The following is a 26,640-nucleotide window of genomic DNA, read 5'->3' on the forward strand; positions in this document are numbered from 1 at the left end:
GTTTATGCACCTCCGAGTAAAATTTTATATTGCTATTATGGTTGTCCCTGTTCAGTGGAGTTGTAGGCAGAGGTCGATTTGGATGCCTAGCGCAAAATCTAACCCATCAAATTTTTCCTTCCCTTTTAGTTATTGGAGTAGGATTGCGATCGCTCTTGCCATTTGACCAAGTATCAAGATCAATATTTTCATAGAATCAATATGAGATGCTGACGGTGCCATGGTCAGGGTAATCAAGTCGAGTTAATTAGGATATTTCTGCTTAACCATGCAACATAAACAAAAATTTCCCTATTTAGTGGGTTCCAAGTGGACAGCCCATGCTGAAGTTGATGGTTGGCGGCATTTTCAAGTGACAAATCGAAAAAACCAGGGAATCTGGGTGTTTGCAGAAATGGTGGCTTCCTGCGATCCAAAAGTACGATTTTGGCTCAATGCCAAGCTTTTGAAGGATAAAACGCTTTGGCAAGCTGGATGGAGATCGCTTCAAGAGCAGTCCGCTATGACGACTCGACCCTCAAGGGATCACTAGCCAAACGCAAATCAGTCGGTGCACAAAATTAACTGCCACCGAATTTCGACCACGGCTTCCCCCGAAGTCTTTAACCCTTTATCGCACTACCGGAATGTTGGCAGCTTCTAGCTGAACCTTCTGGTCAGGATAATCTGACAGCGCTAAAGACAACTTTTCTGCCTTATCAACCGATGCCATTGGCAACCGAATGATGCCTGCATACACTTGATTATCGGCAGGCAATTCAGAGGGTAGCTCTTCGGTATTGGCGCTGAGAGTTCTATTTTGGTTGTCTTTAACTTCCAAAAAGCTGTATAGAAACTTGACGGGAGCTTTACTGGCATTTCGCAAGCTAACCGAGATGATTAAAGAATCGCCCTGTTGCTGAACGGATCGAATTTCTAGGGTTACATCTTCACTCTCTGTAGTCAGTGGAAACTTTGCTTGAGCCGCTGCCACGTTACTAGTCGCAGCGGAGACGGGTTTGGCTACCACAGCCGCTGCTTTGCCTCCGCTAATGCGGGTTTTAACGTTGGCAATAATCTTATCTTCTGGCAAAATCAACACTTCATCTTTCCGAGGGAGATCGCCTTTGCGATTTGCCAAATTGTTGGGTCGGGTATCTGGCTGGGTAATGCCTTTTAGGGCCTCGCGTCCAATGCTTGTACCTGCGATCCCACTAAAGACTCCGGCAATTAGCATAGACACCAGTAAGATGAGTGTGAGTCCGATGGTTGAGTTCCATTTCATGAGTATTTAGAATATCAGCGATCGCCCAAAGGCTAACCAAATCATTAACCCAAAGCGCCCACAATTTGACGATTTGCCAAATCGTGGGCAAATATTGCCGCAATCATGCCACAGATCGTTAGCTTCTGAGTAGAAATCTATGACTTGCTCGACTAATCACTCTCACGCCAACAGTTCAAATGCAGAACGAGAACCTGCCGGACAGCGAATTTTATCGGAAGCACGCTTAGGGCTGGTAGGCGCTGATGGAGCAACCTTAGAGGGTTCTCTTGTTTCACAAAGCTGAGATAAGGTGACATTTCCAGCTTGTTTTGATTTGACGACGTATACAACGCCAGTGTAACTGCGAAGTTTGGGATTTTTAGATGTTGCCACCACCGCAACGCCCTTAAATTTATCAGGCTTTAAAACAATCCGATAGCTGTAGTCTTTGGTGTTGATACTATCTGCATCTTTCAAGGCATCAAAAGAACTAGCAAAAGCTTTTTTCTCTAAGAAATAAGTCTGCTGGTTGAAGAGAGTAGAGTCAACTGAGCTTTTGGCTTGGCGCTCTCTTGTTGAAGTGTCTATTATCAAACTGGATGCTTTGGAGGTTGTGTTTGTAGAGCATCCTGTCATTGTCACCGCAGCGATCGCTATCAGTAGCGCAAATTGATTCTTATACATGAGCATTGGTAGTACACAGAGAAAACCATTCTTGACGCTAAAAATCGAACAGATGCACACGCAGTAGATTGTGTAGACCTTAGCCTATTCAAACCAAGATTGAGTTTAAGTTGGCTAGCAAAGAGGAAAGAAAACATATTTTGAAAACATGAGCGTCGCCAAATAATTGGATCAATTGTGGTCAATTTGACTATCTCAAAGTCTCTAATGTTCCTGTTTGTAGCTGATTTGCCCTGTCATCTAGCAATACTGCTTTTCTTCCGTGATTTCACCCTCTGCTCGAATCGCCTTCACCTGTTGTTCATATTCTGCTTCACTTAGCACAGGGTGATGGTCACTCAAGCTGATCGCGGTTTGTAGCTCAATCCACGATTTGCAACCGCCATAGGATTTGGTGTAGGGAATTATCTGTGGCTCAGGCAATAGGTATGTTCTAAGCAGTAGTCCATGTATTGGCTGATTGGGCTTCCATTTGAGCCGCTCTATAACCCATTGCACATTCCAGATATGAAGCGGCAACAGACGAGCGATCGCGTCTGCTTCTGTAATCTGGATAATGTCCGTGATTTTTGCCCATGACCCAATTCTTACCTGATTGGGATGCCAACCAGACTCCACAGGCTGCACCTGAGCCGCATAATCTGGCTTGAGCAACTCTGGTTGCTGATGTTCATAGGTAGGATATAGCAACACCTCTTCATGCTGCACGCTAAATTTTCCTTCCGTCTCCCGAATGCCGCCCTTCCGTAATAACAAAATGGTTTCTCCCTGTTCTAGGGCGTTCACTGCAACCTGCCATTCTTTTAATGCGGATGTGGTTTCTTGCATTTCGCTTCAGGGATAAAAGGTTTCTGGTATTCTGGTGCCAATCTTTAGCTTTTTTCAACACTTTTCGTGAAAAGTGTTGCCTGAACTGACTAGCATTAAGGTAGCAAGGCCGATCCTATTGGAGTTCAACCCACGCTCATGAATACTCACGACTTACTGATGTTGATTTTGATGTTGTCTCCTGGCTTGGTGTTGTCTGCCGCAATCATGGCGACCTTTGCCGCGGGTGGCTGATCGGTTGGTCAGGTTCATGGGACTAATCCAATTTCTCGCAAGCGCTGCATCAAGTAAGCTCCGGCAGTAATTGAGGGAAATTGCTGGGTTCCAGTTTTGTCAACGCAGCTTGGTAAGGGAGTTAAATCAACGTCTTTACGAGGATGAACGAAAAAGGGCATAGAGAAGCGCCGATCGCGATCGCTACCGGGATTGACCACCCGATGAGTGGTGCTTTTCAGCAAGCCATTGGTCAGTTGTTGCAACATATCGCCGCTGTCTACAATGATTTGCCCTGGCAGCGATCGAATCGGTAACCAAGAACCATCTCGCTGCAACAATTCCAGTCCATCATCCGTGGCTTCACACAGCAGCGTAATCAAGTTGATGTCTTCGTGAGGAGCCGCCCTGAGACTGGCAGGATCAGTAGTCAGTGGAATCGGTGGATAGTGAACGATGCGCAGAATGGTATCTCCATCCCGCACCATCTCTGCCATCCGGGTTTCCGGTTCCCCTAGGTAGAGGGCACAGGCTTGCAGCAGCTTGCTCGCGCAGGCTTCTAGTTGAGCATAAAGCTGAGTCATAACGGGGTGGAACTGGGGAACTTCTGCCACCTGCAAATTGGCTGCATAAGCGGCGGCAAGGGGATGAGCAGGCGATAACTCTCGCCCGATGTGCCAAAATTCCTTTAAATCGGGTGCAGCGTTGTCTTTGGCATGTTCCTTGCCAAAAGAGGTGAATCCCCGCTGTCCATTGAGGGCTGGCACTTCGTACTGACATTTTGTCGCCGTGGGCAATTCAAAAAAATGCTGTGCTGCCTGATAAGCAGATTGGATTAGCATTGCATCGACGCCGTGGTTGATGATTGCGAAAAAGCCATTGGTCTCTAAAGCATGACCTAGCTGGATTATAAACCGTTGACGATTAAAATCATCAGCCTGAAACAGTTGCAGATCTAAAACTGGGATAGTTTGAGTAAGCGACATTGACTACCACTAAAGATGAAAATGTGAAACGATCGCGATCGTAACGTCAATTGCCATTGTCCGTTTTTTATAAGCCGCCATGCTTGAACCCATTCTCAACAATTTAGTGGCTGGCAACCCGTTGGAGATTGCAGACTGGCGATCGCTGGAACAGGATGCATTAGCAGACAAGCAACGAGCAGAGGCATTTGATCTGTCAGAGATAACAGTCAAACACGACATTCAACGGCGGGCAGTGCTGCTTCGGCTGGTGTATCCAGAGTTTCGTGCTTTTTGTCAGGCAACCCTTGGCAATCCGGCTGACTTTCTCACAACGCTGTGGCGGGTGTGGTTGCCGATCGCCCAACAACTTGCCAATCGCCATCAACAGGTTGGACGACCGTTTGTGCAGGGAATTTTAGGTGGGCAGGGAACGGGGAAAACAACCTTGAGTAAGCTGCTGACCGTGCTGTTACGGCAGATGGGATTGAACGCGCTTAACTGGTCATTGGATGATTTGTATAAAACATTCAGCGATCGCCAGCGGCTGCAAGCTCAAGACCCCCGGCTAGTCTGGCGCGGTCCACCGGGAACCCATGATGTAGCATTGGGCATTGAAACCCTCGATCTCCTTTGCCAATCTTCTGATCAGATAATTTCTATCCCGCGATTTGACAAGTCTTTGCATAACGGAGCGGGCGATCGCGCCACTCCTGAACAGGCGCAAAACATTGACATCATCTTGTTTGAAGGCTGGTTTGTCGGTGTGCAGCCCATTGATTCAACAGCCTTTGATCAAGCCCCGCCACCGATTTTGACTGAAGCAGACCGTGCCTTTGCCCGCGATATCAATGCTCGCTTGCAGGCATATCTCCCCCTATGGCAACGGCTAGATAGCCTCTGGGTGCTGAATTTGTCAGATTATCGGCTCAGCAAGCAATGGCGCAAACAAGCAGAACAGCAAATGAGAGCAGCGGGTAAACCGGGCATGGGTGATGCAGAGATCGACGCATTTGTTGATTATTTTTGGCGATCGCTGCATCCAGCATTATTCATGCCAACCGCCTTAAAAAGAGCGGATTTGATCATCGAACTTCAGCCTGATCATTCTATGGGTGCACTTTATCGGATCACGGGTGCCGAATCGCCGCTCGTAGGGGATAGTAAATGAGTGAATCAGGAATAGGTGAGAGTGAAGCGAGTGCAAGTGAAAACGACGATGAATAGCAAGGCGATTCTGCCAAAAATGAGACGGCTGTTATTCCTGGCGTTCCTAGCTTGTAGCGTCGCGATCCTGCTGCTATCCCCTTTGAGCGATCGCGCCATTTCGACCGGGCTGTCTACCAACCTATCGATGGGACAGTTGCCCCTGCCCTCTTTTCCTGCAACATTAGATGCTGCCAATAAACCTCCGGCAGGCGTTCAACGCTATGGCGCAATTGAGGTTGCCTCTGTTGTTTTAGATGAGCAAGAATTGTTTAAGGTCGCTTCGCCCACGGTTCTCGATCGCAAAAATCCAGGTCAACAAGTTCCGGTTGAAGTGCGGGCAAACCAAGTAGAAGCCAATCTGAAACGAGTCATTGTTCAAGATCAGCCCCAAGATATTCAGAAAAAACGAGGCTATTCCACCCGATTTGACCCCAAAACGCTCCAAGTGTCTCTTGTCAAGGTTCGAGGAGAAACGGTGATAGTAGCAACAGACAACTACCGGACTCAGCGCTTATCGTTGCTCACCGTCACCAATCTGGATGCCGAGTATTATGGGCTGTCGATAGAGGATTTAGCAAAACAATGGCACACCACCTTAAGTACAGAGCTGAATGCTAAATTGCAGGATCGGCTCCCAGAAAAATCTGAAAAACGCATACAAGCTGCCACAACAGCCGGATTGCTTGCCCTGTGCGCTAGTTTATTGCTGTGGTTAATCCAGCGATCTCTGGAACGACAAGATAAACGGCTGAAAGCTCAGCAGGCGAGGGGTCAGCAAGATATCCTTACCAAAATTGAGCCATCAGCGACCACCACACCCCCTACCAGCTCCACTGTTCAGCCCACAAAACAATTGGAAGCGGGGCGATCGCCCCTGGTGTTATCCCATCGCCACTTATTAAACATCTTTCGCTGGCTTTTGGGCTGGGGGCAAGTGGCAGTCTACCTCTTGGGTTTGGCGGCAATTCTCAGCTATTTTCCTCAAACCAATCGTCTGAGTGCCGATCTACTCGGCATTCCTACTCTACTGCTGTTGATTTGGTTGTTGATGGTGCTGGCAAACTGGATTGGCGAAATTCTCATCGATCGCTTCGCCCTTGCCTGGGAAACCGATCAGTTGAGGGCATTTCAAATTTTTGAGTTTGATGATCTTCAGCGCAAGTCACTGCGAATTTCAACCGCAATTACCGCATTGCGAGGCTTGAAAACTTTTGCCGTGTGGACGATGGGCGGCGCACTGGCCCTTCAGGTGTTTGGCATTCCCATTGGCTCCGTGCTAACAGGGGGCGCGCTCGTTGCCTTTGGGGTTTCTCTCGCCTTCCAAAATTTGATTAAGGATTTAATCAATGGCTGCTTAATTTTGTGGGAAGACCAATACGGCTTGGGAGATACGATTTCCATTAGCGGGACAACGGGTTTGGTGGAAAGCATGAACCTGCGCGTCACTCAAATTCGCGATGTAGAAGGGCGATTGATCACCATTCCCAACAGTTCTATTATCAAAGTCGAAAATTTAACCCGAACTTGGTCACGAGTGAATTTTGATCTCCAGATTGACTATGAAACCGATGTAGATAAGGCGATCGCGATTGTGGATGAAGTCGCTCAACAACTCTATGCCGAACCTGAATGGAGCGATCGTATTCTAGAAGCGCCCAAAGTGCTGGGAGTTGAAAATCTTTCCCACATAGACATGACTATTCGCACTTGGATTAAAACTAAACCCTCCGAGCAGTGGAACATTGGGCGAGAATTCCGCCGCCGCATTCGTCGTGCTCTTGCTAAAAATAACATTCAAGTCGGCATTCCCCAGCAAATCCACGCTGACACTCTCGCCTTAGAAAACAGTGCTCATCATCAGCCAGTCGAAGAATCCCCGCAAGACACCTTAGATGCTTCATTCAAAAAACCTTAACGTTAATCTGCCTAGATTCGTCAGTGGCTGGATGATTCAGCATTCCACCCCGACGCGCACTCCGCACCTTTCGCGAGCGCGCGATTAGAAAAATATTCAACAAACTGTCATGAAAGCGCTACAGAGTCTCTAGAATTAGAGTGCTTTGAATTTGGTTATGACAGCGCAGTATTAAGGAGGGGATGAGCGGTGAATGTTGCAGAGATATTTCAAAAAGGTGGACCCGTCATGGTGCCGCTGCTGTTGCTCTCCATCCTGGCGCTCACAGCCATTTTTGAGCGATCGTGGTTTTGGTTTGGTGTGTTAACCAAAGAGCGAGAAACCGTTAACCGTGTTCTAGATCCAATTCGGCGCAATGATTGGGTGACTGCCGCCGAGATTGCGAGACAGGCATACGATCAACCGATTGGGCGTTTTTTATACAGTCCACTGCAACTTAAAAATCCCGATCCAGAACTGGTGCGTCTAGCCTTAGAAGCTTCTGCGGACGACGAACTAGCAGGAATGCGGCGGGGAGACAAAATTTTGGAGGCTGTAATCGCCTTGTCTCCTCTGCTCGGCTTGTTGGGAACGGTGGTTGGTCTAATCATCTCCCTACAAAATATTCGGATTGGTGATATTGGTGGTGGGTCTGCTGCTGGAGTCACTTCTGGTATTGGAGAAGCATTGATTAGTACGGCGGCTGGGCTAGTTGTTGCCATCACTGCGCTCGTGTTTTATCGTACTTTCCAAGCGTTTTTGTTCAATCAAACTAAAGTCTTTCGCAAGTCGGGCAATGAATTGGAATTGCTCTATCGCCAGCGCTGGGCGCAAACGGATGGCAAAGTGTTGAACGATCTGGATGGGGAAGAATTTGTTAAAACAGAGGCAACTCAGTCAGCCGATTTTCGTTCACCTCATGATCCCTCAATCACTTAACTCCTAGCCGCTAGCCCTGTTACCCCTATGAAAATCCATACCGATGCGCCCTCGGAAGATGTACAAATTCAGATCATCCCGCTGATTGATGTGATCTTTTGCATTCTGACGTTTTTTATTCTGGCGGCGCTTCAGTTCACCCGTCAGCAGGGAATCAACACCAGTTTGCCTGAAGTCACTACCGGTGCGCCTCTCACCAGCAATCGAGAAATGGTTACAGTGACGATCGCGCCGACAGGTCAACTCTATGCAGATCAAAAACCCGTCGATCGCGCTCAACTCGCTCAACTATTAACACTGTACGTGCAGCAAAATCCATCAGGACTGCTGGTGCTAAATGCTTCTCCCACAGCCTTTTACAATGATGTGATTCAAGTGCTAGATCTGATGCGGTCAGTCGGGGGCGATCGCGCCACTTTAGCAACAACACCTGCCGCTGCACCCTCACCCGGTTCTCTACCTACCAATCCATCTGCCGTACCCAGCCCTACTGCATCGCCATTTAATCCCTTCGAGCCATTTGGCACCAGCCCTGTGCCTGGGGCAAACCCTATTCCTGGGCAAGTACCCGATGCGCTGGTTACGCCAATCGCTCCAAATGGAATTGTGACTCCATCTCCCACACCATCGCCTTAGAGAACTAATAGTGTGTCAACCGGAAGTCGAGGTTTGGGGCTAGGGTGGTCGTTGGGTAAGAGGAAGAAATCTTTGAAAAGATGGAATTGGACATGGGACGTAGGGCTTTGGCTTAGCCGTAATTTTGATGTAAGCCAGATCGTGCGGTGGATTGATGCTGTTGGGCAGCGATCGCTCCTCTTGTTCCTAGCGATCGCGTTACTTGTGCCGCTCAGCAGTTGCCAGCCAACCCTCTACAAAACCAAAGCGGCAGCGCAATCTCAACTTATTCTCAGCACCCTCAGTGACCCCAATACCTTCAACTTTGCCAACAAAAACACCTTCCCCAACATTTTCCTGTTTACGTACGAATGCTTGACGAATGAAAATGGCGTGACTGGGGAAATTGAGCCTGCCCTGGCAGAATCTTGGCAGGTGTCGAAAGATAATAAACGAGTCGTGTTTAAGCTGCGTCCTGGGTTGAAATGGTCGGATGGGCAACCACTGACTGCTGATGATGTCGTTTTTACCTATCAAGATATTGTTGCCAACCCCGCCATTCCCACAGATGCCAAAGAGAGCATTCAAATTGGCGAGAATAAAGCCTATCCTCAGCCCCGCAAGTTGGATGATTTAACCGTTGAATTCACACTGCCAGAACCCTTTGCGCCTTTTCTTCGGGCAACAGCTGGTCCGGATGGCATTGCTATTCAGCCAAAACACATTTTGGCAGAAACTTTGACCACAAAAGGATCAGATGGAAACCTAACGTTTTTGTCTACCTGGGGCACCAACACCGACCCAAAAAAGGTGGTGGTGAACGGCCCCTATCTAATGGAAAGCTATGTGGCAGGACAAAGGCTCGTGTTTCGGCGTAATCCTTACTACTGGCGCAAAGATGCCCAAGGCAATCCTTTGCCCTATGTGGAGCGAATCATTTGGCAGTTTATCGAAAACACTGACACGCAGCTTCTACGGTTTCGCTCGGGCGAACTGGATGTGATGGGTGATGCCCGTCCCCTGCGCCCAGAATATTATTCCTTGCTGAAGCGTGAAGAAGCACGCGGAAATTTTCAGGTTTACAATGGCGGTCCTTGGTCGGGGGTGCTGTATCTCACATTTAATCTGAACAAGGCGACGAATAAAGATGGGAAGCCGTTTGTAGACCCAATTAAACTGCGTTGGTTTAGCAATTTGTCGTTTCGGCAGGCGATCGCCCACGCCATTGATCGCCAAAAAATCAACACCAATATCTTTCGCGGCCTGGGCATTGTGTTGAACTCGCCGATTTCGGTGCAAAGTCCCTATTTTCTGAAGCCAGAGCAAGGTTTAAAGACCTACGACTACAATCTAGAAAAAGCAAAACAACTGCTGCTAGGAGCCGGATTTCAGTATAAGCAAAATCAGCTTTTGGATGCAGAGGGTCACCCCGTTCGCTTTACTTTGATGACCAATTCTGGAAATAAAGTGCGAGAGGCGATCGGCGCTCAGGTAAAAGAAGACCTCAGCAAAATTGGCATCCAGGTCGATTTCACGCCGCTGAACTTCAACGTGCTGGTAGAAAAAACCTCTGGCTCCCGCGAATGGGACGCCCACATGATCGGCTTTACGGGTGGCATTGAGCCTCACTCAGCGGCAAACCTCTGGCTCAGTAGCGGCGCATCCCATTCCTTCAATTTGAAGCAGCAGCCCGGTCAGCCGCCTATCCAAGGTTGGCAGCCTTACAAGTTTGAACAGGAAATCGATCGCCTGATGGTTGCTGGCGCACGGGAACTAGATGAAGCAAAACGTAGGCAAGTGTATGCAGACTATCAGCGCGTGGTGCAAGAGAATTTGCCCGTCATTTTTCTAGTTAACGATCGCGCTTTGATGGCTGCCCGCAACACCGTTCAAGGCTTGCGATACTCTGGCTTACCGAGTTGGGGCTTGTGGAATATTCAGGATTTGAAGATGACGACTGGCAAATGACGTTCGCATAGCGTCTCCGTGGGAGATATAGCAATCGCCGATTGATCAGCAACTTCAAACCTTGTGCTTTAAACTTGTGTAAATCAGAGGAGCGGTTCTCACAAACTGAAGCGATCGCCCTAAAGTAGAAATTGCATCCATATCCATTTGTATTTCTTTTTGCTGTGACTCAACCTGAAGCGATTCGCCATCTACTCAACGCTGTTGCCCAAGGGGAAGTTTCCCCGGATAGTGCCCTCGACAAGCTTAAGTATTTTAACTACGAGCCAGTGGGTGACTTTGCCCATATTGATCATCACCGTACCCTGCGAACTGGATTTCCTGAAGTGATTTGGGGATTGGGCAAAACGCCGGAGCAAATCGCCCAAATTATAGAAGTGATGCGGCAACAAACACCGGTGGTCATGGCAACCCGAATTGAACCGGATGTGTATGAGCAACTGCGATCGCAAGTGCCAGACTTGCACTACTACCCAATGGCGCGAATTTGCACCGTGCAAGCACAGCCTGACATCAATCCGCAGAATGCAAACTTTGCTCACCCTGGTTTAATCAGCATTCTTTCGGCTGGCACCTCCGATTTACCCGTTGCCGAAGAAGCAGCGATTACCGCAGAACTCTGTGGCTTTCAGGTGAAACGCCTGTGGGACGTGGGCGTTGCCGGAATTCATCGATTGCTAAACCAGCGAGACGCGATCGTCGATGCCGATGTGCTGATCGTCGTTGCAGGCATGGAAGGAGCCTTGCCCAGCGTCGTCGCAGGCTTAGCCGACTGCCCCGTGATTGCCGTGCCCACCAGCATTGGCTATGGAGCTAGTTTCAACGGCTTAGCCGCGCTGCTTGCTATGCTCAACTCCTGCGCCGCTGGAGTCGGTGTCGTCAATATCGACAACGGTTTTGGAGCCGCCATGCTAGCCGGAAAAATTCTGCGAACCGCCGAACGACTCAGTAATAAAGATGACTAGTCATTAGCATTCCACGCGCTAACTTACCTAAAGGTGAAAGACATTAAATTTGTTAGTGAGATTACACATATTGAAAATCTAATTTCTTAGAAGCATTTTTCAGTTTCATAAGATAATTCGGCACAGCGAAACTCTTCATGAAAGCGCTCAAATAGTTTGGGAAAAGTATAAATTGATATCAACATGAAACATATTGCTTAGAGGCATAGGAGTACTCGACAAAACATTTCGGTTAGTATGTATGCGCTACCTTTACATCAAGTTTGATGATATGGAACGCGATGATTCACTAGCCGCTGAACGGCTACGGCAATTCTTCCAAAGTTCTGAAACTGGAATGGGCGATCGTGTTCCTCCCGGTCAGCACTTAACAAATAAGTTTCCGGTGCTGACCTTTGGTGACACCCCTTCGATCAATGTCACTGACTGGCAATTAAAAGTATGGGGCCTGACAAAGGAAGTGCTTTTTAGCTGGTTAGATCTGATGGCTATGTCTCAAAGCACCTTCACTGACGATTTCCATTGCGTCACGGGCTGGTCAAAGCTAGATGTGCAGTGGACAGGGATCAAGGTTCTAGATTTTATGCGGCAAGTTAAAGTTGAGCCGCAAGCCGCTCATATCCTTGCACATTGCTATGGCGGTTACACTACAAACATTGCAATAGATGATTTTTTGCGGGAAGAGAACTTTTTTGCCCATACATTGTTTGGTGAGCCATTGCCTTCAGAGCACGGTGGTCCGTTGCGTTTGGTTGTTCCCCATCTCTACGCCTGGAAAAGTGCCAAATGGATTAATGGGCTGGAGTTCCTTGAACAAGAAGACCTAGGTTTTTGGGAGCGAAATGGCTATCATCGTCGAGGTAACCCCTGGGCAATAGAACGCTGTAGCGATTGAACTACGGCGGATTGCAGTGTTAAGAGGGACAGTAACAGCAGTGTGCAAACCAGTTGTGCAAATGTTGAGGATCTATCAAATCCATCGCTGTGGCAATGAGGGTATCTACCCTTTTCGAGGTTGTCGGCGAGAACTGTCTTAGGAAAGCCTTTAACTGTGACCACCAATGCTCAATCGGATTAAATTCGGGAGAGTAAGGAGACAGATACAGAACCTTCGCTCCAACCGCCTCAATTAAAGGTGCAATGGCTTTTACCTTGTGAGCAGGCAGGTTATCCATGACCACGACAGCCCCTTTCCACAGTTGAGGCACAAGACACTTTGAGACGTACACCTCAAAGACAACCGCGTCCATCGACTGATCTATCGTCATCACAGCCAGCACCTTTGAGACGGTAATCGCGCCCATGACACTCACCTTCTTGCCCCGATAAAAAGGTTTGAAGTCATACGCTCGTTCCCCAGGTGCAGCACGGGCATGGGTTCGCATGAGTCCCAGTAGAACACCCATCTCATCGAGAAACACTAAATCTTTGAGTTCTATACTCGTCACCTGTGCCCAGTACTCCTGTCTCAGGAGTTGGACTCGTTCGCTGGTGGCTTGGCTGGAGCGGAGCGTTTTTTTTTGCGCGGTAAATTGAGTCTCTGAAAGGTTCGGCACATAGTACTTTGGCTAACCCATAGCCCAGTCTCATCAAAGAGTAGCTCACAATATTCCGCTAAGGTCGCATCGCGCTGGTTCTCGAAGATCGCCACTAACTGGTCTTTGTGCTCCATCACAGGACTCACCGAACCACCCTGCTTATGGGGAACGACGTGACCTTCTGTGCGCTTCTGAATCATCCATCTCTCGACGCAACTCTTGCTGACAGCAAAGCGGGCAGCAACTTTTCGGATCGAGCTATCACCCTTCTCCATAGCACTTACAATCTTCTCTCGAAAGTCTATGGAATACGGCTTCATTTTTGACCCAACGTTGTAATCCTTCATTGTCCTCTATCTGACTGCAATCCGCTGTATTTTGGATAGGTAAGACAAGCGTAACTACTTTTCCTGTAGCTAGCTTTGACTACAGCCACGGTTTCAGCGCGACTTTAAACCTACCAATACAGTGAAGCAGTTGCACAAAATTATTTTGCTTTAGCTTCGGTGAGGTTTGCCACCATTTCTCACTTCAGCTGTTAGCAATCCACGCAATAGCAACCCTTCAGGGCAGAAGAAGTAGATTGACTCTCTAAGTATTTGAAATCTTTAATCTATTTTTAAGAGAGGTTTGATAGTGAGTTTTGATTATCGACTCCAACTTTGAAACTCATCACTTAAATTTCTCATAACTACTTCCTATTACTCGCACCTTTTCTCACTCCATATCCCTACTCCGCACTTATTTCTGTGGTGCGGGTTCTGGACACTTCTTATTCACAAAGTCGCATTGATAGACATGGGACTCCTGCCACGAAAGCGGAATTTCGAGTAAATCGCGGGTTCCGGTCACTCCTTGAGCAATAAAGAGCAATACGGCAACAGAATTTAAAGCTGCATGGGCAATGCGCCAACGCTGACTGCGGTCTTGGTAGATATCTTGGATGATTGCCAGAGAAAAAATCATTAATAGCGTGGCAGTCACCCCAAAGTAAAAATGGGAGACAAACCATTCATTATCTCGACGATAGATACCGTCTTGTAGGCTAAGAACCACGAGAGCCGCGCCGCATAAGGTCGCAAAAATTCCTCGCCAAAGCTTTTTCTGCACTCTGTAAAGCATTACTAGAGAGCCAATAGTGACCACATACATCAATAAGATCAAGATAAATTTGAATGGATCAGTGTTCCACAGTTGATCTTTCGCAATCTTGCTAAACATGGGGCGTGTGATGCCAAGTAGCTCTACTCCAACGACGGCTCCAGCTAGCCACCGTCCTAGTTTTAGGTGGTCTTGCCCCACACCAGGCGGAATTATGCTCTTTCCCTCCCCAGCGACTTTGAGTCTACGTTCACGAGTCAACCACGCCATTCTTAGCACCATGCCGATGATAGGAAAGACAACAGTAACCGCGATCGCCGGATGCACTAACCGCAGAACATCTGCAAAATCGAGCATATTAGCACCTCCTTAAGTTCAGCTAGGCAATTTGAAACATCCAACTGGATAAAAGCTCGTTGTCTTTGCGTCACTTCTTCAAAGAAGTTTTCATCAAATTACAAGCTGATGGGAATTAAAATCATCAACTTAGCCTATGTCATGAGCGCGATCGCATAGTTTTATCTTTAGCTTCTTTAAAGTATTAGCAAACTCAGAAAATGAAGAGTACCCTAGCGCATGTCCTCAGCACGGTCATTAAGTATGGATGGCTCACTCAAATCACATCAGATTAAGGCAAATCTCTGCAATATATTCTCAATAAGCTGTCTTCTTGAAATTGAATGACGTTAGAATTATGATGTCAACATCAAATGCAAGCCTTATTTTCCAGAGGCGAATATGTTTTCCTACACGGCTGGTTCGCTCAAATCGGAATTAAATTCAAAAGGCTGGCGTTTGACTCCTCAGCGGGAGACGATCCTACAGGTATTTCAAACTCTTCCTAGAGGAAATCACTTGAGTGCAGAAGAACTGCATGAAATATTAGGTCAGCGCGGAGATCCAGTCAGCCTTTCTACGGTCTATCGCACCGTCAAATTAATGGCGCGCATGGGCATTTTGCGTGAACTTGAACTTGCTGAAGGTCATAAACATTATGAATTAAACTCTGCTTCACCCCACCATCATCACCATTTAGTGTGTGTGCAATGTAACCGCACGATTGAGTTTGAAAATGACTCAATTTGGAAGCAAGGGCTAAAGCAAGTTGATAGGGCCGGATTTCAAATGATCGATTGCCAATTAACGATTTATACTATTTGCCCTGAAGCTCTTAGAATGGGCTGGCCCGCTTCCGTACCTAGCCATTGGATGTGTTCTCGTTCAATTGCTAGTGTTGCACCGACTGAAAAATCTGAAGTTCAAAATGTACAAACCTAGTTTTCAAACTTAAACAACTAAAAGGCTCCTGTGTTAACACAGGAGCCTTTTTTGTGAAGATACAATCTCGCTTGACTAAAAGCTAGTCAAGATCTGGCATTGATAAAACCGCTTCATCTTCACGATCAATTCCTCTCTCAAAGCCAGCCGCAGCCGCACGAGCGCGCCCTGCATGCCAGAGGTGGCCAACTAAGAAAAAGAATCCCATCAAAAAGTGAAACGATGCTAACCATGCACGAGGAGACACGTAGTTAAATGAGTTAATCTCAGTTGCTACGCCACCCACAGAGTTGATGGAACCTAAAGGAGCATGAGTCATATACTCAGCCGCACGACGAGTTTGCCAAGGCTGAATATCATTCTTGATCTTGGTGAGGTCCAAACCATTAGGTCCACGCAAAGGCTCTAACCAAGGACCACGGAAGTCCCAAAAGCGCATGGTTTCTCCACCAAAAATGATTTCGCCAGTGGGTGATCGCATCAAGTATTTTCCCAAACCTGTTGGACCCTGTGCAGAACCCACGTTTGCACCCAAGCGTTGGTCACGAACCAAAAAGGTCATTGCCTGAGCTTGAGAAGCTTCAGGACCCGTAGGACCATAGAACTCGCTAGGGTATGCAGTGTTGTTAAACCACACAAAACAAGCAGCAATTAGGCTCATCAACGACAAAGCGCCAATACTGTAAGACAAGTAAGCCTCGCCTGACCATACCAAAGCACGTCGTGCCCAACCAAAAGGCTTTGTCAAAATGTGCCAGACACCGCCAGCAATACAGATTAAACCCACCCAGATGTGACCACCAACAATATCTTCCAAATTATCAACGCTAACGATCCAGCCATCGCCACCAAAAGGAGACTTAGCCAAATAGCCGAAGATAACAGCAGGATTTAAGGTGGGGTTGGTAACCACGCGAACATCACCACCACCGGGTGCCCAAGTGTCATAAAGCCCACCAAAGAACATGGCTTTAGCGACTAGCAAAAATGCACCCAAGCCTAACAGAATCAGGTGATAACCAATAATGTTGGTCATCTGGTTTTTATCTTTCCAGTCGTAGCCAAAGAAGCTTGAATAGTCTTCCAAAACTTCAGGACCACGAATGGCATGATAAAGACCGCCAAATCCAAGCACAGCAGAGGAAATGAGATGAAGTACACCTACTACAAAGTAAGGAAAAATATCAATGACTTCGCCACCCGCACCAACGCCCCAGCCTTGACTGGCTAGATGAGGAAGTAATATCAAGCCCTGCTCATACATAGGCTTTTCTGGGACAAAGTGAGAAACCTCAAACAAGGTCATTGCACCAGCCCAGAAGACAATTAGACCCGCATGGGCAACATGAGCGCCCAGCAGTTTGCCGGAGAGATTAATTAAACGGGCGTTTCCAGACCACCAAGCAAACCCAGAGGATTGTTGGTCACGACCTGCGCCTACAAGCATTGAATTATTAGAGAGCGTTACCACGTGGAAGCACCTCCTCAGGGAAGATAAAGTTTTCGTGAATCTGGTCTTGAGGAGCCATCCAAGCGCGGATGCCTTCATTGAGCAGAATATTCTTGGTGTAGAACGTTTCAAACTCAGGGTCTTCCGCTGCCCGGATTTCCTGAGAAACAAAGTCATACGCTCTCAGGTTGAGCGCTAAACCGATGATACCAATCGATGCCATCCATAGTCCCGTGACTGGCACAAACAACATGAAGAAGTGCAACCAGCGTTTGTTGGAAAAGGCAATGCCAAAGATTTGTGACCAAAAGCGATTCGCGGTCACCATGGAGTAGGTTTCTTCGGCCTGAGTGGGCGAAAAAGCGGTGAAGGTGTTGGAGCCTTCGCCATCTTCAAATAAGGTGTTTTCAACGGTGGCTCCATGGATGGCGCAGAGCAATGCACCGCCCAAGATGCCGGCAACGCCCATCATGTGGAAGGGGTTGAGGGTGAAGTTATGAAAGCCCTGAACAAACAGGATGAAGCGGAAGATGCCCGCTACGCCCAGGCTGGGTGCAAAGAACCAGCTCGATTGGCCCAAGGGATAGATTAAGAAGACGGAGACAAACACAGCAATCGGTCCGGTGAACGCGATCGCGTTGTAAGGACGAATGCCCACCAAGCGAGCGATTTCGATTTGGCGCAGGCAGAAGCCGATGAGGGCGAATGCACCGTGCAGGGCAACGAAGGCCCAAAGACCGCCGAGTTGGAACCAGCGGGTCAGGTCACCTTGAGCTTCGGGTCCCCACAAGAACAGGAGGGAGTGCCCGAGGCTATCGGCGGGGGTAGAGACGGCTGCGGTCAGAAAGTTGCAGCCTTCTAGATAGGATGATGCGAGTCCGTGGGTATACCAGGAGGTGACGAAGGTGGTGCCGGTTAGCCATCCGCCAATTGCCATGTAGGCGCAGGGGAATAGCAGTAAGCCGGACCAGCCGATGAAGACAAAGCGATCGCGCTTCAGCCAGTCGTCAAGAGCGTCAAACAGCCCTTGTTTTGCAGGCGCGCGCCCCATTGCTACGGTCATGGATTCAAATCCTCTAGGGTTACTAAAAGTGCAAAATGTCTAGAGTTAAAAGGCTCATATGTCTATACATCATAGGAGAAATCAGAAATTTTACAAACTGATACGTAGATTCTCAGTAATGTTCAAACTTTGTGTTTAAAGTCTAGAGATCAATCGTCAAGTTGTGGCTTCTGATACGACAAGGCTGCGAGAGGCTTCCTATCCGATAAGATGAGATAGAAAGAACATCATCCATCTAATTAACACGAACTGAGTTGTACTTATGACTGCACAAACACCGTCTAAAGAACAGCAACTCCTGCGGCAGACTGTAGTCGGCTCTCGTCGCGCCAGCAACTATTTATCGGCTGCTGTTGTCACAATTGGAGGGACGGGATTTCTGCTAGCTGGCATTTCGAGCTATCTCAGAATAAATCTACTACCATTTTCCGATCCCACCCGTCTAGTTTTTATTCCTCAGGGAATTGCGATGGGATTCTATGGCACCGTGGGCACATTATTTGCGCTTTACCTGTGGTTAACAATTCTTTGGGATGTGGGTGGTGGCTATAACGAATTTGATCGCGTCACCGGTCAAGTCAAAATTTTTCGGTGGGGATTTCCTGGGAAAAATCGCCAGATTGAGGTGACATGCAAGACAGAAGATGTCCAGGCAATTCGGGTGGATTTGAGAGAAGGGATTAACCCAAAGCGGTCATTGTACTTGCGCGTCAAAGGCATACGAGATGTGCCATTAACACGAGTGGGGCAACCCTTGCCGCTTTCTGCGCTTGAGAATCAAGGGGCTGATTTAGCTCGCTTTTTAGGCGTTCCCTTGGAAGGTCTATAGTGCCTTTGGCAAGAAGAGGTTGTTTCTAACCTCTTCAGTATGCTCAAACTTAAACTTATAAGTTGAGTGAAGAAATTGAGCTAATCTCAGTTTCTATTGGTTTGGTTAGGCTTTGAATTTGGAAATTGGGTAGCAACATGAAGGTTTTTAGGCGTTTTTTGTCACTTTTTCTGGTTCTAGGTGCGTTGACTATCGTGGGTTGTTCATCTCAGGTAACTACTCAAGCATCGGCAAGCCCAACAGAGACTCCAACGGCCATCGCAGCGGCTACTCAGCCGACTAATCTGCCCAAGCTAGAGGGTAAGGCTACTATTGAGATGGTTGTGAAAGGTGAGCCGATCACCGTTGAAGTTGATGGCACCAACGCCCCAGTCACAGCAGGAAATTTTGTTGACCTGGCACAAAAAGGGGTCTACACAGGATTGGTCTTTCATCGGGTTGTGCGTGAACCTCAACCGTTTGTTGTACAGGGGGGTGATCCTCAGAGTAAGGATACCAACTTCCCATCTGAACGATTGGGAACCGGCAGCTTTATTGATCCAGCAACGTCTAAGCCTCGTTACATACCCTTAGAAATCAAGCCTCAGGGTGCGGATAAGCCACTTTATTCTCAAACCTTTGCAACAGCGGGTATCTCTGTAAAACCCAAGCTTCGCCATACTCGTGGCGCGGTCGCGATGGCTCGTTCTTCCCTACCGGATTCTGCATCTTCGCAATTTTACGTCGCGCTCACCGATTTAAGCTTTCTGGATGGTGACTACGCAGTTTTTGGCTATGTGACGAAAGGGATGGAAACCGTTGATAAGATTCAACAGGGCGATCGCATTGAGTCGATCAAAGTAGTCAGCGGTGGCAATTTGAAAAAAGGCACTTAGGTAAAGCGATCAATCAGCAGTGAAGGGCTGAACTACGATTTCACCCGGTTGACTGTAGCGCTGCGATTTTAGTGTATGGATGTTGTAGTTACGGGAATTGGGCTAGTTTCTGCGCTCGGTTCCTTGGAGTCAACCTGGCAGCATTTGTTAACAGGCAGCTCTGGAATTGAATACCATCAGCCTTTTTTTGACCTAAAACCGTTTCCTGCTGCACTGATTGAAACTCAACCGATCGCTCTAGCAACTTTGACTGAACGGGTCATTTTTGCAGCACTCAAGGATGCGGGGTTAGATCCGCCGTTGCTTGACTGCGGGGTAGTGATTGGATCGAGTCGAGGTCATCAGGCACAGTGGGAATCCTTGGCAAGGCAGTCTGTTGATGGACATTACCAAGATGATAGGCTGCGGGGTTGGCTGGATACCTTGCCCAATGGCGCCGCGATCGCGGCGGCAAGGCTGCTGGGTACTCGCTCTCAAGTACTGTCGCCGATGGCAGCCTGTGCCACTGGATTGTGGGCGATCGCTCAGGCCTATGAATTGGTCAGAACGGGCTACTGCGATCGCGTGGTTGCAGGAGCCGTGGAAACGCCGATTACACCACTGACCCTCACTGGATTTCGCCAGATGGGCGCTTTAGCGCAAACGGGGGCTTATCCGTTTGATCGCCATCGTGAGGGACTGGTTTTGGGCGAAGGCGGTGCGGTATTGATATTGGAGTCAGCCGAGTTAGCCCAACAGCGACAGGCTCAACCTTACGGTCAAATCAGGGGGTGGGGTTTCACCGCTGATGGATATCATACGAGTGCCCCGGAACCCAATAGTCGAGCGGCTGCGATCGCAGTTCAACAATGTCTTGAGCGCAGCGATTTGACCCCTTCAAATATTGGCTACATTCACGCCCACGGCACCGCCACACAACTCAACGATCGCAACGAAGCGGCATTAATTCAGCAGCTTTTGCCAAACGCTCCAGTTAGCTCGACAAAAGGTGCAACGGGACATACGATTGGCGCATCTGGAGCATTGGGTGCCGCATTCTGCCTGATGGCACTCAAACATCAACAGCTACCGCCGAATATTGGCTTGCAGCATCCAGACTTTGACCTGGATTTTGTCACCCAGACTCGCGCTGCCACTGTGAACCATGCCCTCTGCCTCAGCTTCGGCTTCGGTGGACAAAATGGCGCGATCGCGTTTTCCAAGCAACAAGACCACTATTCAACAGCTTCTAGGGCAGCGGATTGATGAATCACTTGCGGCAACTGAATTTGCTCAGCAACGGGAGTATAGCCAAGCCAGTGGGTTGCTAGCTGATTGAAGGTTTCTGGGCAACCACTCACGCAGAAGCGGGTGGGTTGGGGCGATCGCAGATTCCGCAAACCCAGCAGATCCAACTCTTGCGCGGCTGCGGCGACCACATGGACTGCCGGATCAACCAGTTGCACCGAGGAGGGCAAGATGCGTTGCAGCACCGGAGCCAAATAAGGATAGTGGGTACAACCATAGATCAGCGTGTCAATTTTTTCCGCCAGCAACGGCTCCAAATAAGCTTGCGCAACCCTGTAAGTGTAAGGATCTTCCACTCGGTTTTGTTCAATCAAGGGCACAAACTCTGGACAGCCGACTTGCCAAACGTCCACGGTGGCATCCACTTCCAAAATGGCACGCCGATAGGCATCACTGGCTGCCGTTGCGGGAGTGGCAATCACTCCAATTCGGCGACCGCACTGGACGGCAGCACGGGCACCAGGCAAAATTAGACCCAAAATTGGCACCGTAAACTCATCGCGTACGGCTTCCAGCGCCAGGGCAGAACTAGTGTTACAAGCCATCACCACCATTTTGACTCCGCACTGCTCCATCCAGGTGAGAATTTCGCGAAAATACTGCTGGATTTGAGCCTGAGATTTGGTGCCGTAGGGCAGTCGAGCGGTGTCGCCAAAATATAGCACCGACTCTTGCGGAATCTGGCGATAGAGTTCTCGTAAAACCGTCAAGCCGCCTAAACCACTGTCAAACAATCCGATTGGAGCTGCATTAAGCAATCCATTCGTTGGCAAACTGCTGATAGAATCTTGACTTCCAAACACTCCACACACCTCGTAACGTATAAAACACCACACCTAGACGCACGATCGCGACTATTACCTTAAAAGATTACAGCCCCGCCGCTTGTTGCAGGTATTGTAAAATACCACGAGCGATCGCGTCTGCCATCTGAGTTCGGTAAGCCGGATTTGATAATCTGGATGCATCATCCCGTCCGGTGACAAACCCCACTTCTACTAAAACAGATGGCATGGATGTTTTTCGTAAGACATAGAAACGTGCTTTGCGAACGCCGCGATCGCCGACCCCCGTGAGTTGCAAAACGTTCTGATGAATGGTTTGTGCCAGCCCTCTGCCGGAATCGTAGTAGTAGGTTTCGAGTCCGTTAACATCCGGGCGACTGAGACTGATCGAATTTGCATGAATACTCACAAACACCGCTGCATTGCTCTGTTCAGCCATCTGGACGCGAGGGTCTAAGTCGAGATCGCGATCATCGGCACGGGTTAGTAGAGCTTGAATCCCTTGGCGCTGTAAGGAAACCGCTACCTGATTGCCAATATCTAGCACAATTCCTTTTTCCTGAAGGCCGTTGATGCCGATCGCGCCCGGATCAGGTCCGCCGTGCCCTGGATCGATGATCACCACCATCCTCCCGTTGGGCGATCGCGGTAATTGCGTGGTTGCCACGGCTGGATTGAAGACATTCATCGCCCGTGGCGCTGCTGTAGTAGCAGACTGAAGTGAACGCGCTCGTTGAAGTTCTAAAGTGACCAATCGCTGACTAGGCTGATTCACCTGTCCCAGTTCCACTCCGGTTGCCGGCTGGATTAACACTGCAACAGTTTGCGAATTTTCTTGCCGCAGTTTTACCCGTGAGATTGGGCCGCCCGATCCTAGCTGCGGTCCTTTTACCGAGTTACTCAATTGCGCCGGACTGATTTCAATCCGATAAAGTGCCAAGGAACGATCCCAGCGGGAGGTATACCGAATCGGTTTACTTGCTTGAATCATCAGTTGATTGCTGCTGCCGTTTAGTTCCACTGACTCGATCGCGGCAATCTCAGATTCAGCAGAGCGAGAGGGTGCAGTGGGTACTTTGGGCGCTACAACAATCGGCGGCGTAGAAGTGGATGCTAGCTGAGGGGTCGGAAGTTTGATCAGCCAACGACGATCAGTGATGCCCCGAAACTTAATCTGGCTGGGTTCCAGGGTATAACCGGGTGCCAGTTCCATCACGATACGAGTGGTATTGCGATCGAATTGCCCAATCCGAACCGATCGCACCGTTCCACTCATCGATTCATTGATGACGGGGCGACCTAGCACGATTCCAGGCAGATCAATCACGAGCCGAGTCGGGTCAGAGACCAGTTGAGCTTTTGGCTGCACTCCCTCATCGGTTGTGATTTCAAGCTGGTTCTGGCTGGCATTAAATCGCCAAGATTCCAACCGAGCCGCTTTTGCAGGAGCAGCTACCAATATTGAAAAAAGGGAGACCAGTAAGAAATAAGAAAACTGATCGAATCTACGAGACTGCTGCTGAGAGTTGAACCAACGAATGAGTGAGGCGAAAAATTTCACAACCACGGGTTTAAATTTGTCACGGTGCCACGGTGCAGAGACGAAAGAGTATTAGGTGAACAATTTAATTTCACGCAGCAGGACAGCCTAGTCTGAACATGACAACTCATGTTTAAGCTGAACCGATTGCTAGGCGAGCTTTAACAGAAAGCTGCGACCAACTATACTCGATGTTTGTTAGAGCGATCGCCGTTTTTTGGAAGTGCAAAGGTTTGGGGTCAGAATAGCTGCACTACGTCCCTACACCCAAAACCTTGATCTCTCTCACCCCTACTCTGCTTTCTCCTCGCTGATCTCAGCCGTGGCGCTGGATGTCGTAAAGGCAAGCCGCAAGAAGGGAGGAGCCACAAAGGTCGTGAGGATCACCATGGCGACAATGGCGGCGTTGAGCGATTTAGAAATTACACCGCTGGCTGAACCGACTGCCGCAAAGACCAAGCCTACTTCGCCGCGAGGAATCATGCCAATGCCGATCGCCAGTCGATTGATGCCGGGTTGCCCAAATACCGCCAGCCCAGTCACAACTTTGCCCAAAATGGCAACCACTACCAAGAAGCTTGCCACAATTAATCCTTCCCGATTTTCTGGCACAAATGGATTGAGGACGCTGACATCAGTACGGGCACCGACCACGATAAAAAAGATCGGAACGAACATATCCGCGATCGGAATAATCTGTTCCTCCAGCTCCCGTCGCCGTTGGCTTTCTGCCAAAATTAGTCCTGCTGCAAATGATCCTAAAATGGCTTCAAGCTGAATCACATTGGCAATATATGCCAGGGTAAACGCAAAGACTAATGCTGAAATTAGCAATTGCCCTCGTGTTTTCATCCCTTCTACCACCGATTCAAACACTGGAATCAGTAAGCGCCCTACCCAAATCGCCCCTACCAAAAAAGTAGCCGCACTCACAATCAAATAAACCACTTTGCCAATTTCAACAGTGCCTTCCCGCGCCAAACTTGCAACCACTGCCAGCACGATAATGCCTAAGACATCATCCAGCACGGCTGCCCCAATGATGATTTGCCCTTCTCTAGAGGTAAGCTGCTGAATTTCTGCCAGTACTTTTGCTGTAATGCCGATGCTGGTTGCAGTGAGAGCGGCTCCTGCAAAAATTGCGGGTATCAAAGGGGTATGGAATAGCAAAATTAAGCCAGTCGTTCCCAGAGCGAAAGGAACTGCCACTCCAACTACAGCGACGAGTGTTGCTTGAGGACCTACCCGCAGCAGTTCCTTCAAATCGGACTCTAAACCGATTTCAAACAGAAGGATGATCACGCCCAGCTCTGCCAAAACGGAAATGACCTCGCTCTGCGCTTCAAAGATAGATGTGACCGCTTCTGGGCTAATAGTGGAAGTTAGTTTAAGCAGAGTCATGATCAATGAGCCGCTGCCATCTTCTCCGGTTCCTGGAAAGACGAGAATATCAAAGGCAGAAATGCCGACCACGACTCCCGCCACCAACTCTCCTAGAACCGGAGGGAGGTTGATGCGATCGCACAGTTCACCACCTATTTTGCTACTCACATAGATAACAACCAGGCTTAAAAGCATTCCTGCCAGCACGAGGGGCGTGTCAGTGGCGGCAACAGTGGCAAATAACGGCTGAATTGAAGGTAACTGAATCGGAAATAAAGAGAACCAATCAGAAGATCCAGAGAAAGCAACTGAATGAAGTAAGTTGACCAGTAATTCTGCGGGATACATGTCGTCCGTGGGTTGGTTGGATAAACTTTGTTACATAGTAAGACCAGTTTGGGCGATCGCAAGCAATACGCTGCTCTAGAATAGCTAGCGACGGAAGTTTAGCAGCAGGGTCATGGTTCTACTTCTCACTGATGTTTTTTTGCTGCTTACTCAGATCCTGCTGTGGATCGTTGTTGGGTTCATCATCTGGTATTTTCTCCAAAACATTCTCAAGAAAGAGTTTTTGGGTTTACTGGTGCTGCTGCTATTTCTGTCAGTGATTGCGTTGTCCTTTTTTAGGGGCGGAATTGATGAACCGGGCAGCATTTTGGAGATCGTGTGGCGGCTGCTTTCCTTTCCGCTGACTCCCTTTGGCTTGGGGATGATTCTATTATCGGCAATTCTGCTAGGCGCAGTGAAAGCAGTTTGGGCAAAACGATTGATTATGATCGGGCTGGTTTTGCTGGCGATCGGCAGCCTTCCAGTCGTGTCATATTGGCTCGCCCAGGAGTTAGAAATAGAAGCCACTGAGTTAATTGCGCCACTTCGGGTTTTAGATCCAGGAGCGAGTCAGGTAATTGTGCTGTTGGGGCAAAATACAACCCGGTTACAGTTGAAACCCCGCAGAGATACACCACCAACTAATCCACCTAAAATAGAACGACCCGTTACACCATTTCAATTTGAGGTGCTCAGTCAGTTACCGATTCAAATGACTGAGGCAGGCGATCGCATTGTCTATGCTGCCCAGCTTTATCGAGAAGAAGTTGGCCGGGGTATAGACACATTAATTGCGGTCAGCGCGGGACGTAGAGCGGATCGGATCAAAAAAGAGGGAGAAAATCGCGAAGATATTAGCGAAGCGCGGGATATTCAAACAATGCTGACTCGCACCTTCAACATTCCGGAAGATGACATTCTGCTGGATCACAACAATGGCAACATTCACAGCAGTGCTGTAGAGGTGAAAAAACTGCTGGAAGAGCGGCAAATTAACTATGGTCAGCAAATTATTTTGGTTGGCAGCGCACTAAATATGAACCGGGCAGCGCTTACCTTTCAGCGAGTATTTGATGAAAGCTGTATTGGGGTGCGCCCAACCGACTTCTTCAGCATTCCCACACCTGACTCGCTGCGTCGCGTTGCCAGTGGGCGAGATCTAATTGAACGGGATGTCTTAATTACCGATATTTTACCGACAGTGGATGCTTTTTGGCTGAGTTCTAAGGCATTTCAGGAATATCTCAATGCGCTGTATTACTTTTTGCGCGGTTGGATCAAACCTCTTACAGTTCTAAATCCGCGCTGCCCGCTGCCTCAACAAGTTCCAGAGAGTAGGTCTAGAATCCGTAGCGAAACTGGAACATCTAGCGAGACTGGAGTCTCTGGCGGAACTGGGACTTCTGGCGGAACTGGGACTTCTGGCGGAACTGGGACTTCTGGTGAGACTGGGACTTCTGGTGAGACTGGGACTTCTGGTGGAACGGCTGGTGGAACTGGGACTTCTGGCGAGACTGGAACCTATGGTGAAAATGAATCTCCTAGTAGAACTGAATCTCCTGGTCAAAGATGGTAAAGAGGTTGTGTGCGAACAGTTTAATGCCTGAAGTTTCCGGTGTGGCTCAGCAATTACCTGATTCGTTTAGGATAGGAAAGCC

The 26,640-nt window shown here is 48.6% G+C and carries 25 protein-coding genes; 13 read left to right on the forward strand and 12 right to left on the reverse strand.

Features of this window, described 5'->3' with window-relative positions:
* Positions 1-268 precede the first annotated feature (268 nt).
* Complete coding sequence (locus JOY44_RS00230) at positions 269-532, forward strand: TIGR02450 family Trp-rich protein (RefSeq protein ID WP_171571809.1); 264 nt, start codon at positions 269-271, stop codon at positions 530-532.
* A gap of 78 nt (positions 533-610) precedes the next feature.
* Here JOY44_RS00230 and JOY44_RS00235 read toward each other — a convergent pair whose 3' ends face one another.
* From JOY44_RS00235 to JOY44_RS00250, 4 genes are all read right to left on the reverse strand, one after another.
* A complete protein-coding gene (locus JOY44_RS00235; RefSeq protein ID WP_171571810.1) occupies positions 611-1,264 on the reverse strand; it encodes a hypothetical protein in 654 nt (217 codons plus the stop codon).
* Positions 1,265-1,426: 162 nt separating this feature from the next.
* Positions 1,427-1,930, reverse strand: coding sequence for a type IV pilin-like G/H family protein (locus JOY44_RS00240; protein WP_171571811.1), 504 nt, complete (start codon positions 1,928-1,930; stop codon positions 1,427-1,429).
* 240 nt (positions 1,931-2,170) lie between these two features.
* On the reverse strand, positions 2,171-2,758 hold the full coding sequence (locus JOY44_RS00245) for a DUF1802 family protein (RefSeq protein ID WP_171571812.1): 588 nt from the start codon (positions 2,756-2,758) through the stop codon (positions 2,171-2,173).
* Between the two features lie 248 nt (positions 2,759-3,006).
* Entirely contained in the window at positions 3,007-3,957 is a 951-nt protein-coding gene (locus tag JOY44_RS00250) for an isopenicillin N synthase family dioxygenase (protein ID WP_171571813.1), read from the reverse strand.
* Between the two features lie 79 nt (positions 3,958-4,036).
* Here JOY44_RS00250 and JOY44_RS00255 point away from each other — a divergent pair, with 79 nt between their 5' ends.
* The 7 genes from JOY44_RS00255 (at position 4,037) to JOY44_RS00285 (ending at position 12,421) form a co-directional block, all read left to right on the forward strand.
* Positions 4,037-5,107 (forward strand): glycerate kinase, encoded by a 1,071-nt coding sequence (locus JOY44_RS00255; protein WP_171571814.1) that lies wholly within the window; start codon positions 4,037-4,039, stop codon positions 5,105-5,107.
* A gap of 21 nt (positions 5,108-5,128) precedes the next feature.
* Positions 5,129-7,060: a mechanosensitive ion channel family protein gene (locus JOY44_RS00260; protein WP_203031903.1), complete on the forward strand. Its 1,932-nt coding sequence runs from the start codon at positions 5,129-5,131 to the stop codon at positions 7,058-7,060.
* A gap of 189 nt (positions 7,061-7,249) precedes the next feature.
* Positions 7,250-7,978, forward strand: a complete 729-nt coding sequence (locus JOY44_RS00265) for a MotA/TolQ/ExbB proton channel family protein (RefSeq protein ID WP_171571816.1) — start codon at positions 7,250-7,252, stop codon at positions 7,976-7,978.
* 27 nt (positions 7,979-8,005) lie between these two features.
* A complete protein-coding gene (locus tag JOY44_RS00270; protein WP_171571817.1) occupies positions 8,006-8,614 on the forward strand; it encodes an ExbD/TolR family protein in 609 nt (202 codons plus the stop codon).
* A gap of 72 nt (positions 8,615-8,686) precedes the next feature.
* Entirely contained in the window at positions 8,687-10,561 is a 1,875-nt protein-coding gene (locus tag JOY44_RS00275; RefSeq protein ID WP_197984838.1) for an ABC transporter substrate-binding protein, read from the forward strand.
* A 164-nt stretch (positions 10,562-10,725) separates the two neighbouring features.
* Complete coding sequence (gene larB, locus JOY44_RS00280; RefSeq protein ID WP_171571818.1) at positions 10,726-11,526, forward strand: nickel pincer cofactor biosynthesis protein LarB; 801 nt, start codon at positions 10,726-10,728, stop codon at positions 11,524-11,526.
* A gap of 271 nt (positions 11,527-11,797) precedes the next feature.
* Positions 11,798-12,421, forward strand: coding sequence for a sulfite oxidase-like oxidoreductase (locus JOY44_RS00285; protein WP_171573610.1), 624 nt, complete (start codon positions 11,798-11,800; stop codon positions 12,419-12,421).
* 19 nt (positions 12,422-12,440) lie between these two features.
* Here JOY44_RS00285 and JOY44_RS00290 read toward each other — a convergent pair whose 3' ends face one another.
* The 3 genes from JOY44_RS00290 to JOY44_RS00300 all read right to left on the reverse strand — a co-directional run bounded on the left by JOY44_RS00290 (position 12,441) and on the right by JOY44_RS00300 (position 14,522).
* Positions 12,441-13,082, reverse strand: coding sequence for an IS630 family transposase (locus JOY44_RS00290; RefSeq protein ID WP_171571819.1), 642 nt, complete (start codon positions 13,080-13,082; stop codon positions 12,441-12,443).
* Complete coding sequence (locus JOY44_RS00295) at positions 12,995-13,411, reverse strand: helix-turn-helix domain-containing protein (RefSeq protein ID WP_171571820.1); 417 nt, start codon at positions 13,409-13,411, stop codon at positions 12,995-12,997. The genes JOY44_RS00290 and JOY44_RS00295 overlap by 88 nt, the downstream gene beginning before the upstream one ends.
* 394 nt (positions 13,412-13,805) lie before the next feature.
* Positions 13,806-14,522, reverse strand: coding sequence for a DUF4079 domain-containing protein (locus JOY44_RS00300; protein WP_171571821.1), 717 nt, complete (start codon positions 14,520-14,522; stop codon positions 13,806-13,808).
* A 381-nt stretch (positions 14,523-14,903) separates the two neighbouring features.
* Between JOY44_RS00300 and JOY44_RS00305 the strand changes: the two genes are divergently transcribed.
* Positions 14,904-15,443 (forward strand): Fur family transcriptional regulator, encoded by a 540-nt coding sequence (locus JOY44_RS00305; protein ID WP_171571822.1) that lies wholly within the window; start codon positions 14,904-14,906, stop codon positions 15,441-15,443.
* Positions 15,444-15,525: 82 nt separating this feature from the next.
* Here the strand turns inward: JOY44_RS00305 and psbC are convergent, their stop codons facing one another.
* Both psbC and psbD read right to left on the reverse strand, forming a co-directional pair.
* Entirely contained in the window at positions 15,526-16,890 is a 1,365-nt protein-coding gene (gene psbC / locus JOY44_RS00310) for a photosystem II reaction center protein CP43 (RefSeq protein WP_197984840.1), read from the reverse strand.
* Positions 16,891-16,897: 7 nt separating this feature from the next.
* A complete protein-coding gene (psbD, locus tag JOY44_RS00315; RefSeq protein WP_171571824.1) occupies positions 16,898-17,956 on the reverse strand; it encodes a photosystem II D2 protein (photosystem q(a) protein) in 1,059 nt (352 codons plus the stop codon).
* Between the two features lie 262 nt (positions 17,957-18,218).
* On the opposite strand from psbD, the gene JOY44_RS00320 reads away from it, so the two are divergent.
* The 3 genes from JOY44_RS00320 to JOY44_RS00330 all read left to right on the forward strand — a co-directional run bounded on the left by JOY44_RS00320 (position 18,219) and on the right by JOY44_RS00330 (position 20,905).
* The gene (locus tag JOY44_RS00320) at positions 18,219-18,785 is read left to right on the forward strand and encodes a photosystem I assembly protein Ycf4 (RefSeq protein WP_171571825.1); all 567 of its coding nucleotides are present in this window, start codon (positions 18,219-18,221) and stop codon (positions 18,783-18,785) included.
* Between the two features lie 194 nt (positions 18,786-18,979).
* Entirely contained in the window at positions 18,980-19,660 is a 681-nt protein-coding gene (locus JOY44_RS00325) for a peptidylprolyl isomerase (RefSeq protein ID WP_307821799.1), read from the forward strand.
* A 75-nt stretch (positions 19,661-19,735) separates the two neighbouring features.
* On the forward strand, positions 19,736-20,905 hold the full coding sequence (locus JOY44_RS00330) for a beta-ketoacyl-ACP synthase (RefSeq protein WP_171571827.1): 1,170 nt from the start codon (positions 19,736-19,738) through the stop codon (positions 20,903-20,905).
* On the opposite strand, the gene murI is transcribed toward JOY44_RS00330, so the two are convergent.
* From murI to JOY44_RS00345, 3 genes are all read right to left on the reverse strand, one after another.
* Positions 20,875-21,750 (reverse strand): glutamate racemase, encoded by an 876-nt coding sequence (gene murI, locus JOY44_RS00335; RefSeq protein WP_171571828.1) that lies wholly within the window; start codon positions 21,748-21,750, stop codon positions 20,875-20,877. The two genes, JOY44_RS00330 and murI, sit on opposite strands and share 31 nt — an antisense overlap.
* Positions 21,751-21,817: 67 nt before the next feature.
* Positions 21,818-23,191 (reverse strand): N-acetylmuramoyl-L-alanine amidase, encoded by a 1,374-nt coding sequence (locus JOY44_RS00340; protein ID WP_242541696.1) that lies wholly within the window; start codon positions 23,189-23,191, stop codon positions 21,818-21,820.
* Between the two features lie 372 nt (positions 23,192-23,563).
* Positions 23,564-25,003, reverse strand: a complete 1,440-nt coding sequence (locus JOY44_RS00345) for a cation:proton antiporter (RefSeq protein WP_171571829.1) — start codon at positions 25,001-25,003, stop codon at positions 23,564-23,566.
* Between the two features lie 112 nt (positions 25,004-25,115).
* Between JOY44_RS00345 and JOY44_RS00350 the strand changes: the two genes are divergently transcribed.
* Positions 25,116-26,558, forward strand: a complete 1,443-nt coding sequence (locus tag JOY44_RS00350; RefSeq protein WP_171571830.1) for a YdcF family protein — start codon at positions 25,116-25,118, stop codon at positions 26,556-26,558.
* The last annotated feature ends 82 nt before the right edge of the window (positions 26,559-26,640 follow it).

Origin of the sequence: Leptolyngbya sp. Cla-17 (assembly GCF_016807185.1) — a bacterium.
In the GTDB taxonomy this organism is placed as follows: domain Bacteria; phylum Cyanobacteriota; class Cyanobacteriia; order Leptolyngbyales; family Leptolyngbyaceae; genus ULC077BIN1.

Bases quoted from the DNA above. Each gene is read 5' to 3' on its own strand.
- JOY44_RS00350 (WP_171571830.1), top strand. From the start codon at position 25,116: ATGGTTCTACTTCTCACTGATGTTTTTTTGCTGCTTACTCAGATCCTG.
- JOY44_RS00250 (WP_171571813.1), bottom strand. From the start codon at position 3,957: ATGTCGCTTACTCAAACTATCCCAGTTTTAGATCTGCAACTGTTTCAG.
- JOY44_RS00305 (WP_171571822.1), top strand. From the start codon at position 14,904: ATGTTTTCCTACACGGCTGGTTCGCTCAAATCGGAATTAAATTCAAAA.
- JOY44_RS00345 (WP_171571829.1), bottom strand. From the start codon at position 25,003: ATGTATCCCGCAGAATTACTGGTCAACTTACTTCATTCAGTTGCTTTC.
- JOY44_RS00230 (WP_171571809.1), top strand. From the start codon at position 269: ATGCAACATAAACAAAAATTTCCCTATTTAGTGGGTTCCAAGTGGACA.
- JOY44_RS00270 (WP_171571817.1), top strand. From the start codon at position 8,006: ATGAAAATCCATACCGATGCGCCCTCGGAAGATGTACAAATTCAGATC.
- JOY44_RS00330 (WP_171571827.1), top strand. From the start codon at position 19,736: ATGGATGTTGTAGTTACGGGAATTGGGCTAGTTTCTGCGCTCGGTTCC.
- JOY44_RS00245 (WP_171571812.1), bottom strand. From the start codon at position 2,758: ATGCAAGAAACCACATCCGCATTAAAAGAATGGCAGGTTGCAGTGAAC.
- JOY44_RS00235 (WP_171571810.1), bottom strand. From the start codon at position 1,264: ATGAAATGGAACTCAACCATCGGACTCACACTCATCTTACTGGTGTCT.
- psbD (WP_171571824.1), bottom strand. From the start codon at position 17,956: ATGACCGTAGCAATGGGGCGCGCGCCTGCAAAACAAGGGCTGTTTGAC.
- JOY44_RS00285 (WP_171573610.1), top strand. From the start codon at position 11,798: ATGGAACGCGATGATTCACTAGCCGCTGAACGGCTACGGCAATTCTTC.
- JOY44_RS00300 (WP_171571821.1), bottom strand. From the start codon at position 14,522: ATGCTCGATTTTGCAGATGTTCTGCGGTTAGTGCATCCGGCGATCGCG.
- JOY44_RS00320 (WP_171571825.1), top strand. From the start codon at position 18,219: ATGACTGCACAAACACCGTCTAAAGAACAGCAACTCCTGCGGCAGACT.
- psbC (WP_197984840.1), bottom strand. From the start codon at position 16,890: ATGCTTGTAGGCGCAGGTCGTGACCAACAATCCTCTGGGTTTGCTTGG.
- JOY44_RS00240 (WP_171571811.1), bottom strand. From the start codon at position 1,930: ATGTATAAGAATCAATTTGCGCTACTGATAGCGATCGCTGCGGTGACA.
- JOY44_RS00295 (WP_171571820.1), bottom strand. From the start codon at position 13,411: ATGAAGGATTACAACGTTGGGTCAAAAATGAAGCCGTATTCCATAGAC.
- JOY44_RS00255 (WP_171571814.1), top strand. From the start codon at position 4,037: ATGCTTGAACCCATTCTCAACAATTTAGTGGCTGGCAACCCGTTGGAG.